This is a genomic window from Chlamydiales bacterium (assembly GCA_016185065.1).
Lineage (GTDB): Bacteria > Chlamydiota > Chlamydiia > Chlamydiales > Rhabdochlamydiaceae.
Genome location: JACPOL010000002.1, coordinates 46,879 through 60,465, shown reverse-complemented (window position 1 = coordinate 60,465; position 13,587 = coordinate 46,879). Strand labels below are relative to the sequence as shown.

General features: G+C 49.7%; 10 protein-coding genes. 7 read left to right on the top strand and 3 right to left on the bottom strand.

The annotated features are described in order from the left end of the window. Positions 1 to 326 precede the first annotated feature (326 nt). The 3 genes from HYX48_00855 to HYX48_00845 are packed head-to-tail and all read left to right on the top strand — an operon-like array spanning position 327 to position 4,053. Entirely contained in the window at positions 327 to 1,715 is a 1,389-nt protein-coding gene (locus tag HYX48_00855; protein MBI2742453.1) for a hypothetical protein, read from the top strand. A gap of 2 nt (positions 1,716 to 1,717) precedes the next feature. Continuing rightward, positions 1,718 to 2,971, top strand: a complete 1,254-nt coding sequence (locus HYX48_00850; GenBank protein MBI2742452.1) for a hypothetical protein — start codon at positions 1,718 to 1,720, stop codon at positions 2,969 to 2,971. Between the two features lie 11 nt (positions 2,972 to 2,982). Next, entirely contained in the window at positions 2,983 to 4,053 is a 1,071-nt protein-coding gene (locus HYX48_00845; protein MBI2742451.1) for a hypothetical protein, read from the top strand. A 148-nt stretch (positions 4,054 to 4,201) separates the two neighbouring features. Here HYX48_00845 and HYX48_00840 read toward each other — a convergent pair whose 3' ends face one another. Then, positions 4,202 to 5,467, bottom strand: a complete 1,266-nt coding sequence (locus tag HYX48_00840) for a dTDP-glucose 4,6-dehydratase (GenBank protein ID MBI2742450.1) — start codon at positions 5,465 to 5,467, stop codon at positions 4,202 to 4,204. After that, on the bottom strand, positions 5,464 to 6,537 hold the full coding sequence (locus HYX48_00835) for an NAD(P)-dependent oxidoreductase (GenBank protein MBI2742449.1): 1,074 nt from the start codon (positions 6,535 to 6,537) through the stop codon (positions 5,464 to 5,466). The genes HYX48_00840 and HYX48_00835 overlap by 4 nt, the downstream gene beginning before the upstream one ends. Before the next feature lie 108 nt (positions 6,538 to 6,645). On the opposite strand from HYX48_00835, the gene HYX48_00830 reads away from it, so the two are divergent. Genes HYX48_00830 through HYX48_00815 form a run of 4 tightly spaced genes read left to right on the top strand, consistent with a single transcriptional unit; the run spans position 6,646 to position 12,375 of the window. Next, entirely contained in the window at positions 6,646 to 8,520 is a 1,875-nt protein-coding gene (locus tag HYX48_00830) for a filamentous hemagglutinin N-terminal domain-containing protein (protein ID MBI2742448.1), read from the top strand. After that, positions 8,507 to 10,165 (top strand): ShlB/FhaC/HecB family hemolysin secretion/activation protein, encoded by a 1,659-nt coding sequence (locus HYX48_00825; GenBank protein MBI2742447.1) that lies wholly within the window; start codon positions 8,507 to 8,509, stop codon positions 10,163 to 10,165. The genes HYX48_00830 and HYX48_00825 overlap by 14 nt, the downstream gene beginning before the upstream one ends. Next, positions 10,143 to 10,955, top strand: coding sequence for a hypothetical protein (locus HYX48_00820; GenBank protein ID MBI2742446.1), 813 nt, complete (start codon positions 10,143 to 10,145; stop codon positions 10,953 to 10,955). The genes HYX48_00825 and HYX48_00820 overlap by 23 nt, the downstream gene beginning before the upstream one ends. Then, on the top strand, positions 10,948 to 12,375 hold the full coding sequence (locus HYX48_00815; GenBank protein ID MBI2742445.1) for an RtcB family protein: 1,428 nt from the start codon (positions 10,948 to 10,950) through the stop codon (positions 12,373 to 12,375). The genes HYX48_00820 and HYX48_00815 overlap by 8 nt, the downstream gene beginning before the upstream one ends. Here the strand turns inward: HYX48_00815 and HYX48_00810 are convergent. Continuing rightward, positions 12,372 to 13,445 carry a hypothetical protein gene (locus HYX48_00810; GenBank protein ID MBI2742444.1) on the bottom strand — a complete coding sequence of 358 codons (1,074 nt, stop codon included), beginning with the start codon at positions 13,443 to 13,445 and terminating at the stop codon, positions 12,372 to 12,374. The two genes, HYX48_00815 and HYX48_00810, sit on opposite strands and share 4 nt — an antisense overlap. Positions 13,446 to 13,587: the final 142 nt, after the last annotated feature.

Below are 13,587 nucleotides of genomic sequence, written 5' to 3'. Positions count from 1 at the left end.
CAGCATTCAATCTGAACCAAGATCAAATTCTCAAAAAAAATTTAATCTGTAAAAAAACTCTTATTCTTTGACAGGCTTAGAGCAGTTAAAACTGCTCTATTTTGCACAAGCTTCTTTTGCTTGCACGTCACTTCTACTCTATTGTCAAAACATCTTGTGCGGCTCTAACAGACCACATTCTTCCCCTAAAAAGCCTACGCTTTTCGAAAGGAACCAACACGATACAAAAAACCCCTCCTTTTCCGCAAATTAAACTTTTCTTTTAGTTTTATTTTTTGCCCTCTCCTCCTTTATGATTTTCGCCGGATTATCTTAATGGAGCTATTATGACAGTAAAAACAGTCGAGCCGAACCTGCTGACCAGGAGACTATCTAAAAACTTAATTGAAGAGGTTCTGGGCTACCTCGATCATTGGGATGTAAAGGTTGCAACCACATGCAAAGCGTTCTCCTATCTAAATTGCATGGAACTCATGAAGAAGTGGCAACGCGCAGACCTCTCTCTACTCTCGCGCTCGCTCGTGCATCTTTCCCAAGAGCCTACTGAAAGGGCGAAAAGAGCCTGCCAGCTCCTCGCTTTAAATGGGGGAAACTTAACCAGCCTTAACATGAATGACTCTTCTCTAGAGGGAGGAGCATCGTATCTCCTCTTTCGTGAGAACGCATTTCCTAGACTTACACATGTAAGAGTTGAAAAGAGGACAACCTCTGTTGCCGAACATATTAGTTCAAAGAGCTGCCCCAAATTAACTTCATTAACCGTCGCTGACAAGGACTGTTCATCAACTGGTATCGCACGCACCCTCAACAGGGTGCCCACTCTGCAGAAATTAGAGCTCCCTTCTGTCAAGTTTAATGCGAAAGCTTGCGCTAGGACAATGAATGCCCATCCCGCATTAAATGCCGTCCATCTAGTGGTAGATAACGACCAGGAAATCGAAGATGCGCTCTCTATTGCTCCACTTGCAGGAGTCAGAACGACAACTGTAGGAGCTACCGGAGTCGGAATTGAGAAACTAGCGAAAGCGGCCACTCGCAGTTTAAGAGAGCTTACACTAAATGCTTGTTGCCAAATCTCCTCCGCAGAAGGACCTATTTCCACCCTTAAGCTCACTAGCTTTGCTGTACAGTGCTGCTCTCCGTGGATAAGGTTCGTCGACAGATGCGTTTGTCAAAAAGTGCCTATTCAGGGAAAAGAACAGCTAGGAAATGGCAGATTTTTCTCATCTTTTTTCCCCACTGCAGTCACCCTTCACTCTGTTGCATTCTCCGGTCTAAAAGATCCTGCTCTTGGTCCGGGACTAGAAGCCCTTCACACTCTGCCCCTTCTTACAAGGCTTACCATCTCGGAGTGCAGTGTGTCAGCAAAAGCTCTGCAAGCGCTCGGACGTTGCACGCAACTTAACTCCCTTAAATTTACCGATAATGTTTCAAAGTGCAGTCCGAAGGAGATCAAGGAGATCCGCGAGATGCTCGCGTCAAATTTACAAAACTGCAATGCTCTTGAGGAGCTGGAGATCTATGACCGTCCAGGCTTCTCTTTTCTCTCTTATAATTTCTGCATAGACGAGTGGATCGCAGAAGTCGCATCTCATTTAAAGCGTCTCAAACTCCTCATCGTAGGAGAGCGCCTAACGGCAGACTTAGAACAGATAAGGCAGCGCGTAGCAGAGAAAGCCCAAAGAACCAACATCACCATCCGAAGGAGCTTGTAACAATGACTGTTCAGCAGAAGCCAAATTTAATGATTGATAAACTTCAGCCAGCTCTGGTTGCTCAAGTACTAAGCTGGGGCTTCTTATCAAAGAATGATCTAAGAATTGCGAGAACATGCAAAGTTTTTTCTCAGGTGCGGCTATTTGAAATCACGGCTAGAAGATGTGAGGTTGCAGTTCCTGGATGCATTAAGTCTAGAAACTGCGCTAATCTAACCTCTGTACGAGTTCTTGATAGAAACTGGCAAGAGGCCTCTATCATGCAACTGCTTCAGAGTGTTAAAACACTCAGAAAGCTGGAGCTTCCTGCAGGGAGCTCTTTTTCTGAGGCTCTTGCACGTAAAATGAGCGAGCACCCTGCGCTCAGAGCTGTAGATGTCACAGTTCTTGATGACAAACAACTAGAACAGGCCGCTTCCATTAAGCCACTGACAAGACTCTCCATCCAATCCAAGATCACAGATGTGGGGTTTGCACATCTTTCGAAAGCTCAAAACTTAGTCGAGCTCAGATTAAATGCCTGCGGCCAAATCTCTTCACCTCATCCCTTGAGAAGTCTTGGCCTCGCCAGATTGGTTATCGGCCAATGCCCTAAAGATCCAGCCTCCCTTGCACAAGACTGCCGCTATTGTGGTTTTACAGGAACTCCTCTAGTGCCACAACTTCTCGATGATGCTTTCTTTTCCTACTTATTCACCAACGCAACAACTCTCCATACGGTCGACCTCTCTAACGTTAAGAATCCTTCGCTTGGCGAAGGATTGCTCCCTCTGGGCTCGCTGCCTCTACTTAGAACGTTGAACATCGATCGTTGTCTCGTGGCGCTGGAGGCGATAGAAGCGATTGGCCGCTGCACACAGATCCAAACCCTCCGATTTACGCAAAATGGATCCGACCATCGGCTAAGGAAGAAAAAAGAGGAGATAGCTGCAGCCTCAGGAGCCGGTAGCGCCTCTGAACCTAGAGCAACCAGATCAGCTGAAGAGAGTCGGGTCACTGAAGCCCATGTTTTAAAAGCATTTGCGCAGTGCGCTTCTCTTGTAGAGCTTGAGCTGCATAGCCTGCCCGCTGCCTTCCTCAACCAGATACAATTCCAGCTAGCTTCTATCCAAAAGCTAGCTTCCAGTCTGCCGAAACTCAATAAGCTGATCATCTCTACAAAAGAGCCTCAGGACTCCTTTAAAAAGAGCCTTGCCCACCTTAAAGTGGTCTCCATAGATGTAAGCGTCGCAGCCGAAACCTTCCAAAAACGCTAGGAGGAAAAAGAGTGACAGTTCGACCGGTTAGTAGAGCAGAGAGTTCTGCCCCCTCGCAACCAAACTTAATGCTTGAGAAATTGCCTACGGTTCTTGTCAAAAGAACTCTAGGCTATCTATCTGTTCTCGATCTTAAAGCGGCTAGAACTTGTAAGGAGTTCTCTTATCTGAATAGAATGGAACTCATGAAGCAGTGGGAGGTGGCCGATCTAGCACTTCTCGTCTACTCGATGAAGCAGACTAAGGCTCCATTTGAATCGAGGGTGTCAAGGTGCTGCGAGCTTCTCTCTTCCAATGGGGGGAATTTAAGAGCACTTATTTTAAACGTCAGATTATCAGCCGAGAGCGCATCTCTCCTCTTTTCTAAAACAGGAGAGCTCCCCTTTCTCAAAGTAAGGCAGTTAACACTAAGTACATGCTCAAAGATTCCTTTGGAGACTCCTCTTGCTAAGCTGCAGCTTACAAAACTCGTGATCAATAAGTGCGCTCACGGTGAATATTCCGACCGTTATCGCCCTCGCTTATTTCGCGATGACTCCTGCTTCACTTGTGAAGCGGGGATAGTAGAGAGCCCCTTGCCAGTCTTTCTCCCAGGAGCCGGCGCATTAACCTCCCTTGAACTCAGTCATTTAGGCACTCTGGGCCCAGAAATAGAAGTTCTGCCTACTCTTTCTTCTCTTACAGATCTAACGATTAGATATTGCACGATAGGTCTTGTAGCTGTAAAAGCAATAGGGCGCTGCATCCAGCTGAGAAGTCTGCGTTTTGATCGAAATTCGGCCACGGATCCCTATAAACCTACCAGACTGCGAGGAGCGGACGTTACTGCACATTTTGCATCTCTTCAAGCCCTTGAAAATCTCGAAATTTACAATGCACCGCGTATCTGCAACGGAATACGGATAGAAGAGAAACTTATTCAACTGGCAGAACAATTGAAAAGAGTTAAAACTCTACGAGTAAATAAAGAGAGAGCAGAAGCAGTGCAAAAGGCCCTTCCCCACATCTCAGTCCAACCAGAAGAGCTTCCCAGCTACCTTAAGCCTGCAGCCCCAGCGCAAAAAACGACCAAATCAGCTTAAAATTGACTCAAAAAGATTCTTTTTTGGAGTGCGGCGGCTTGACGCCGCTTTTCTCGACATCGACCTGGCGATGTCTCTTCAAAAAAAAATCGACAAGTCGATTTTAAGAAAAAGCGGCGTCAAGCCGCTGCACTCCAAAAAAGAGATTTCAGAAGATGAAGCGGTCCCAGGTGCCGTAGCGCTGGCGGATGGGGCCTCTGCGCAGCGAGAGGAGAATGAGGGCGATGCCGAGCAGGGTCTGGTGGACGAGAAGGAGCGAAGAGGCGCCCTCTGCAAACCAAACGGTGGCGATGAGGCCCAAGCCCAGAAGAATATTCACAAAACGAGCGGCTCTTACAACTTCTGCCATCGCAATGATTGCGATCGTGTAGATGAGCGGGCCTGCGACGTAGGCACTATCTGCGACAATTCCCACCCCAACAAAGAAGTGAATGGAAAATACGGTCCAGAGGCCGAGAAGGGCTGATGCGATCAGATTCCAAGGAAGTGTAATCCCTGCTGGAGGAAAAGAGGTTTTTTGCCTCTTAAAAACGGCAGTGATGACTTTTTCATGCGTATGCTCCCCCTGCCAGAAGAGGTGCCACAGCGGTTTCTTCTTCCGGTAGCTCTGGTGGAGAAAGCGGATGCTAGCTACAAACTCTGAGAGCGCAACAGGGATCATGAGAACCATGAGGAGCGCGATGAGAAGACACCAGCTGCACCAGGCGCCCACAATCACGGGCTGCGAGATGATCAGAAGAATGCTTACGATGCTCACGGGCACTGCGAGGAGGCCGAAGGTGACTGCTGCCCAGGGCATGCTGCGCCATCTCTGATTGTCTCCCTGACAGCAGGTTAGCGCTTCAATAGTGTAAGCGAGAGCGCCAAGGCCCGCATCTGAGACGGGAAAGGCTTTTGAGACGTCAGAGGTGACAACTTTATACGTTCCATCTCCAAAGATGGGATCCCAGATGGAAGAAATGAATCCGAGTTGGAAGGCGGCCATGTAGTGTGCGAGAAACGCGCAAGAGAGGGCAAAGAAGGCCATGACGATCCTGGGTCCCCAGCTGGAGGGGTTGAACGACCAGCCTGTGGGTGCGATATCTGGCTGTCCTGTAATCTCTTTTGGATAGAGCGCGCGAAGGGAGAGCATCATGGCGATAAAGCCGCAGAGAGTTCCATTCAGATACTGCCAGGTCTGGTCTGCCCAGAGAGCAAGAGGTGCAAACTGTATCCAGAGGCCAATTGTGGTTACCACCCAGAGAGGCCAAGCGCTCTTCTTCCTCAGAGAGTAGAGAGAGAAAAAAATAAGCAGAATGCCGCTGAGAAGATCGGAAAACCAGGTCTTTGAGTCGGGCAGATTAAAAACAGTAGATGAGGCGATCAGCCAGAAGCCGAGGGCCGATGCTGCTGTTGCAAACTCTCTTCTTCTCATGCTGATTTTCTCATGAGCCACGAAGGGACTTTCAACTTATTCTCGTCGTACCAGGTTAGCGGATCATCTTTCAGTTGGGCTGTCATCACAGGAAGGGTTGTGCGAAGAGAGTGCCTTGGCTGCCATCCTAAAAACTCTTTAGCGCGGCTGATGTCCAGGGTGTAGTTGTCGTCTGCAACATCGATCATCCAGGGCTTAATGAAGGTCTTGGGTAGAAATGGAATGTGCTGCTGCGACCAGGCGCCCAACTTAGCAAACGCTTTTGGAACGCGCCAGGTCTTCCACTCTTGTCCATGAACTTGCTGCCCTATCTCCTGCTGCAGCGTCTCATAGCTTAAAGTCTCCTCTTCGCCGATTAACAGAACGAGCTCTTTTGGGAGGGTCTTGCGCTTCTGCACTGCAAGCCAGAGGGCTTCGACGAGATCGTCCATATGAACAAAAGAGGCTCCGTGCGTGAGGTCGCCAGGAAAGAGGTGGCTTTCGAGCTGGTTTTCATAGATGCGCTGGATCTGGTTGGAGATGGGGATCGAGTGGCACTGGTCGTCATAGACACCCGCGATGCGCATGATCACGTAGGGAATCGCTCCGCACTCTTTGCTGATCATCGCTTCAGTTTCGACTTTCGAGCGCGGATAGGCCCACTTTGGTTCGACAGGAGAGTTCTCCGTGATTCTCTCGCCTACTTTGCAAGGAGCATGAACGAGCATGGTGCTTGAGAAGATAAACTGTCCGACTTGAAACTCTTGCAATCCTTTCAGTAGGCGCTCGGTTCCCTTTACGGTAATTCTCTCGTAGTTGCTATATGAGCCGCCCTCAAAATTATAGTAGGCAGCTAGGTGGATGACAGAGGCGATTTTATTTCCATACTTTTCCTTCACCCTATTCAACCCTTGCGCTACGCTCTCGTCGCTTGCGATATCCACCATCATGAATTCTACTTCAGGGAGCGCTCCTGCTAGAAGCACGTCAAAGCCCACGATCTGATACTCCTGAGCAAAACGCGCGCAGGCGTTAAAGCCAATACGTCCGCTACAGCCGGTAATAAGTATGACCTCTCTATTTTGAGCCATGAGCTGCCTCTCTCTTTTTGTGTAAACTTATTTTTTTAGTTAACAAAAATCTAAATGGAAATCAATGGAATAAAAAAAGAGCTTTTCGGTATTCATGGAGGGACCCATATGAAAAAGCTTTATTTCTACCTGCTACTTCCGCTTTCAGTCTGCCATGCGAACCCGCAAGATCCTGTTGTGATCGCGGGAGAGGCTGGATTTACTACAAATAGCACCACCCAGTTAACGATCACAGCGAGCGATAAGGCGATCATTCACTGGAAGGACTTCTCTATCGGAGCTGGTGAGACGACCTCTTTTGTGCAGCCGAGTTCAAACTCGATCGTTCTCAATCGCGTTACGGGCGCTATCCCCTCGAATATCTTTGGAACTCTAGAGGCAACCGGAAAGGTCTTTCTCATCAACCCCCAAGGAATTCTCATCGGAGAGAGTGGCGCGATTAATGTCGGTGCATTTGTCGCTTCAACGCTGGACATCTTAGATCACGACTTCATGCAGAGAAGAGATCTTCTGTTCAAAGGAAGCTCACCCGAGTTCATCATCAACTTAGGAACGATCACCGCATGGGATGGCGATGTGATCATCTTGGCAAGGAGCGTGGATAACAGCGGAATGATCAGCTCGCCAAGAGGGTCGACTCTGCTTGGAGCGGGACACGAGATCTGGCTTAAGCCTACTGGCCATGAGAAGCTCTTCATTCGACCAAAAACAGATGGCACCTCTGAAGGTTCGATCTCCGCTAGCGGCGAGATCTCCGCACTTCAGGTGGAGCTCAAGGCGGATGGAAACCCTTACACCTATGCGATCAACCACTCTGGAAACATCGATGCGCTTAGCGTCACTGAAAAGCAGGGAAAGGTCTTTCTTATTGCAGACGGTAGTAAGATCAAGCACACAGGCACGATTTCAACCGATGGCAGTGAAGTTACAATTTCTGCAGCTCAAATCACGCTTGGAAGCGGTGAGAAAAAGGGAAAGGGAAACCTGCTAGTGCAATCGGATCTTCCTGCTACTCTCTCCGTAAAAGCAGAAGATGATCTTCTTCTTAACGAAGGCTTCTCGATGATCCTCCAGAGAGGAGCTCTCGATTTAAAATCCGAGCGCGGAGATGTCGCACTACATGGAAGCGTAAAATTAGGAGATGGCCACCTCTACATTCAAGCCGCACAAGATATCAAAATAGGAAGCGGCACCCAAGGCTTGCATAGCAGGATCGATGCAGCAGAGGGAAGCATGACTCTCACAGCTGGAAGAGACCTCCTCTTAACCGCCTCTGATACGCGCGTTGCACAGATCAACTCGAGCGGCAACATCACACTCATGGCGGGCAGAGATGCGGTATTTCTCGGAGGAAAAGAGAGCGCTGCTAGGGCGTTTGTCTTTTCTAAAAACAACCTCTCTTTAGTAAGCGGCAGACACCTCTCGCTGAACTCGACGGGAAGCGGATATGCAGGAATTGGCGCTACAAAAGATGTGACTGTTGTAGTCGATAACGACTTTCCGGTTCCACCTCAAGTGGGGCCTGGCGGCGTTCTGATGGGTCCTAACACGCGGATGCAGGGAGGAACCCTCAGGCTATTTACTGCAAAGCAGTCGAATAACATCATTGAGGGGGTATTAAATCTGGTCTCCTACTATCCAGGCGCAGAGTATATCTCGACGTCAGAAGAGTCGTGGGGGACCTACTTCTACAGCTTTTCAGGAGGCGTCCCCTTCACTATTTTTTATAAGGACGTATGGGTGAGCTCGCGCGTTACCGACCTCTTCAACACAGCGACCTACGAGTTCCTGCAAAACCTGAAATACTTTGACGACTTTTACTACACCAAGAAGGTATTCTGGGAGCGCTATAATAAGCAGGGTTACGAAAAACTTGAGCCTTCCGACTCTCTATCTAGCCCAGAGATTCTTCCAGACAAATCATACCGCATGCTTGAGAAGAGATTTATTAACTGCAATGGGAACTTAGGTGAACTCCTCTAATCTACTACTTGCGGCATTTATGCTGACAAGTCCTATTGCTTTCTATGCAGACGAACCTCTCCTTCAGGAGAGTCATGCCCCTGTGATCAGGGCGCTTATTCTCGTGCCCAAGCCCACAGAAAAGAGTGAGCTTCCCCCGGCTGAGGGCGTACTGGTTCACGACTTGAAACTACCCGGCAAAGGCCAGAAGCTGGAGAAGCTCTTAGCAGATTTAGCCGTCGGAAAATCTCTTACGCCCGAGCTTCTTGTTGAGATCAAGCGGACCATCATCACCTACTACCGAGAAAACAGCAGGCCCGTAGTCACCGTGATGATCCCAGAACAGGAGATCTCTGATGGTGTGGTCGAAGTGGTAGTGATCGAGGGAAAGCTGGGGAAGGTGGTCTGCAAGGGCAACCGCTGGTTTAAAAACAAGCTCATCGAAAGCTATCTGGATATCGAGCCGGGAGATGCGATTACAAACGACTCGCTTCTCACCGATGTCACCTGGATGAACAAGAACCCATTTAGGCGCACCGACATCCTCTTCACACCTGGAGAGGCGTTTGGAACCACCGACATCGAGCTGGTGACAAAAGACCGCTTCCCCGCAAGATTCTACACCGGTGGAGACAACACGGGTAACGATGCGACAGGAAATGAGCGCTGGTTTGCGGGCTTCAATTGGGGAAACGCCTTCTTCTGCGACCATCAGTTAAACTACCAGTACACCACCTCTTCCGATTTTCACGACTTCCAGTCCCACACGATTAGCTACAACGCTCCCCTGCCTTGGCGGCATATTCTACTGCTCTTTGGAGGATATGGATCTGTTCATCCAGACCTAAGTTCTAAAGACACCCACTTCGGCGACTTTAAGAGCCATGGGCACAGCAGCCAGGCGAGCGCGCGCTATCAGATGCCCTGGGGAAAACTCTACCGCTCCTCCCTCAAAGAGTGGGTAGTCGGCTTCGACTTCAAAAATACGAACAACAACTTGGAGTTCGTGAGCGACGATACGATCCCGATCATCACAAAAACAGTGAACATCTCGCAGCTAGTCGGCGGATTTAACTGGGGAAAAGAGACGGGCCACCACAAATTTTCATTTTCAACTGAACTCTTCTGGTCTCCAGGCAAGATCTTCCCCAATCAGAGCAACTCCGACTTCGACAACCTGCGCCCCGATGCAAAAAATCGTTATGTCTACGGAAAGTTCACGCTTGGCGACGTCTACCACTTCCCTGCAAACCTTGCGCTCTCGGTGCTCTTGCGCGGCCAGCTCGCCAACAAGAACCTGCTTCCAAGCGAGCAGTATGGACTCGGCGGATTCAACACGGTGCGTGGATATAACGAGCGCGAAGTGAACGTCGACAACGCCTTCATCTTCAACTTCGAGTTCTGGTCCTTCCCTTTCCATCTATTTAGAAAAGTGGGCGATGAGCTCATCGTTCTAGGCTTTGTCGACTATGCAATTGGAAGCGACCACAAAGCTGCACCGGGGCAGAAGAAGAGTGAATTTCTCCTCGGAGCGGGTCCAGGCCTGCGCTACACGATCAACCCCTATCTCTCCTTCCGCTTAGACTGGGGATTTAAGCTCCACAGAACCGAGTTCGAAGATCCAAAAATCAGCAAGGTGAACTTTGGATTTATCCTTAGCTACTGAGGAGAGACGCCTCTTTTTTGGGGCGTCGATCGAGGCTGCCTGGCCAAGAGAGCTTCCTCATGGACGGATATTAAAAGAGAGGGAGCGCCACATGACCCTCTCTTTTTTAGGAAGAGCCTCGCTACCTGCACTGCAGCAAATTCTTCCTTCCGCGCCCCTCCCCTCCTTTCGCATCGGCGCCGTTGGAAAGTGCGACAATGTGCTCTTCTTTCCTGAAGAGAACCCTCACGTCGCTGCGGGACACATCAATTGGTTAAGTCATGGAGAGGAGGTTGCAAGCTTTCAAAGAGAGCTCGCAGGCTGGCTCTCTGAGCACGGCTACAAAAAAGAGAGAAGAGCCTTTTCGCCGCACGTCACTCTTGCTCGCGAGCCATTTTCTATTGAAGAGTGGAAGAAGTTGCCTTGCAACTTTCCTCTAATTTTAACTGGCATCCACCTTTACGAAAGCGTCGGAAATTTAACCTACCAACCTCTCTGGAGCCACCCTCTTCTTCTTCCCTTTGAAGAGTTTGAACACACAGCCGACATCGCATTTCTTATCCGCGGAGAGAGCGTGCGCGAGATTCACCTTCACGCGCAGATGGCGCTCGCGTTTAAATTTCCTCCTCTTCTCTCCTTCTTTGCTCCCGAGAGTGCAGATACGCTTGACGAGATCGTGATGGCGCTGAATAGGCTGATCGCAAGGACCGATATCGAGATCGGCATCCCATTTAAAGCGGTTAGCTTCCATGGCAATCTTAAAACATCCAGCGCCCAAATTTTAGAGTGGGAGATGATCGTCGATGTATAACCTAAAAAAAATTGGGCCTGCGACTTATCTCCTTCCGCAAGAGGGAGAGATGCGCGTTCCGGGCCTCATCATCGCTACGGAACAGCTCATTGAAGAGGCAGAATTTCAAAAACCGCTAGATCAGGTGCGCAATGTAGCCCATCTGCCGGGAATTGTAGGCTACAGCATCGCCATGCCAGACATTCACTGGGGCTACGGCTTTCCGATCGGAGGTGTGGCTGCGATGGATGCAGAGTCGGGAGTCATCAGCCCTGGGGGCGTAGGATATGATATTAACTGCGGCGTCCGCCTTGCTCTGATTAACGATAAGTATGACAACTGGTCTGAGAAGACGAAGCATCAGCTTCTACAGCAGATCTTTTCGCACGTCCCCTCAGGTGTGGGCCGAGGAGATCGGGAGAGGGCTGCGCTCACAGACAATGACTACAAAAAGCTGCTCGTGCAGGGAGCGCGCTGGTCCGTCGAGCGCGGACTTGGCCTTCCTATCGACTTAGAATATATGGAGAGCCATGGGTTGATTGAAGGCGCGGATCCCTCATTTGTCTCTCAAACGGCGAAGCTGCGCGGCAGAGATCAGCTAGGGACCATCGGCTCTGGAAACCACTTTGTGGAGATCGGCAAGATCGAAAAGATCTTTCTTCCTGAGGTCGCCAAGCAGTGGAAGATCGAAGAGGGTCAAGCCTACCTACTCATCCACTCGGGCTCGCGCGGCTTTGGACATCAGGTGTGCCAAGACTCATTAGACAGCTTTATTCGCGCAGGCTATGCAGAGGGGCTTCCAGACAGGCAGCTCGTTGCCGCGCCCATCACAAGCGAGCTGGGAAGAAACTACTTCTCTGCCATGGCAGCTGCTGCCAACTTCGCCTTTAATAACCGCCAGCAGATCCTCCATAAAGCGAGACAGGCCTTTAAAGAGGTTCTCAATATCCAGGAGGGAGAGGTGCGCCTTCTTTACGATGTCTGCCACAACATCGCTAAATTTGAGAGCTACGAAGTGAATGGGAAGATGCAGCGCCTCTGCATCCACCGCAAAGGGGCGACGCGGGCGTTTGGCCCAGGCGCTAAGGAACTTGCTCCCCTCTTCCAAAAGACGGGCCAGCCAGTCCTCGTCCCAGGCGATATGGGAAGAGCGAGCTACCTTCTCGCAGGCCTTGGAAATACAAAGACCTGGTGCAGCTGCTGCCATGGTGCTGGCAGAGCGCGCAGCCGAGTTAAATCGTCCGAGTCTTGGAAGGGAAGAGATCCTATACACTACATGAAAGATCAGGGGGTCACCGTGATGGCGACCTCAAAAAGAACGATCACAGAAGAGATGCCAGACGCCTACAAGGATGTCGATCTAGTTGCTCAAGCCGTTCAAGAAGCCGGCCTTGCCAACATGGTCGCCCGCCTCAAGCCAGGCCTCGTCCTCAAAGGCTAGAGGTGTTCGTAGCGGATTGCTTCGTCTGTTGCGAGGTTGGAATAGAGCGCACTTCCGCAGGCGAGCGTATTGACCGCAGAGGCGTGTGCCCCATTGAGTGTCATATCCATCAGAAAATCTAGAGCATCATCTCCGCAATCTATCTCTCTCAGAAGGACTCCAAAGAGAAAGCCAGGAGCTGTGAGTATGCCGCGCACAAGCGTTTCGACTGCTGAGGCGACCATGAGTCCTAGGTAGCAGAGCTCGAAGCCTATTCTTGCGAGAAGCGCGCTTCCGCTGCCGCGATACTCTGTAAGCTCTCGAGTCAGGTAGGCGCTAAAGCTAAATAGAGGAGGAAGAATTGCTGGCTTTGCTCTCTTGTACTCGTTGTTTCCACACTCTTCGTTAATAACCCAAACTCTCTGGCCGACCTGTAGATCTTCTACTCTAAGGCGAGAGTAGCGAAGGTCTACCCTCTCTAAATTTGTGAGGGAGCGTAGATCGACGGGACGGCGAACAAACTGCTCAGTGTTTCCAAAATTCAGCCAGTAGACATTTCTTAAAAGAGAGAGCTCAGGGACAACAAGTGTCATGGGCTGAGTATGGATGCCAGTCCGGTAGCGTCTGTAATCTATATGTGCAATCCTGTTAAAGACCGCTTCTTGGAGACCTGGGTTATTAAGTAGACTCCGAACCCTCGCAGCAGACTCCGCTGTATTTGGGCAGAGAGCTATGCTGCGTGAGTCGATGTAGGTGGTTGCAAATGTTAGATCTTCGGCACTTAAGTACGCAGGTCTTGAGGCAACAACCTCAGCCAGGCGAGTCCCCGTCGATCCTACATCACCAGGTCTATCATCTTGAGTACTATACGAGATCGCCGACCAGAAGATGAGCAGGTTTCTATCCCATCCAGCCTGCGAGCCTTGCACCAGTATTTTGAAGACTTTGCTCTTCTCAGTGTCGGGAAGGGCTGGGTCCAGCACCTCACATAGCTCCTGTATCTCGAGGTAGCCCGCAACGTGATCCCACATGTCTATTGGTGTAAATATTCCCATCTCAATTTGATTTTCAGGTCTGCATACAATTGCCATAATTCGCGCCTCATATTAAAAATATCCATCTATTATACCAGTAAAAATTAAAAAATAACATAATAAACATTACTTTATCTCACACGAAACATCGTTATATTAAATTATTTAATTAACGCAAGAGAGAGTTCATTCTTTCTTT

Excerpts from the sequence above, each read along its gene's own strand:
- HYX48_00830 (MBI2742448.1), top strand. The coding sequence starts at position 6,646 with ATGAAAAAGCTTTATTTCTACCTGCTACTTCCGCTTTCAGTCTGCCAT.
- HYX48_00855 (MBI2742453.1), top strand. The coding sequence starts at position 327 with ATGACAGTAAAAACAGTCGAGCCGAACCTGCTGACCAGGAGACTATCT.
- HYX48_00815 (MBI2742445.1), top strand. The coding sequence starts at position 10,948 with ATGTATAACCTAAAAAAAATTGGGCCTGCGACTTATCTCCTTCCGCAA.
- HYX48_00810 (MBI2742444.1), bottom strand. The coding sequence starts at position 13,445 with ATGGCAATTGTATGCAGACCTGAAAATCAAATTGAGATGGGAATATTT.
- HYX48_00850 (MBI2742452.1), top strand. The coding sequence starts at position 1,718 with ATGACTGTTCAGCAGAAGCCAAATTTAATGATTGATAAACTTCAGCCA.
- HYX48_00840 (MBI2742450.1), bottom strand. The coding sequence starts at position 5,467 with ATGAGAAGAAGAGAGTTTGCAACAGCAGCATCGGCCCTCGGCTTCTGG.
- HYX48_00835 (MBI2742449.1), bottom strand. The coding sequence starts at position 6,537 with ATGGCTCAAAATAGAGAGGTCATACTTATTACCGGCTGTAGCGGACGT.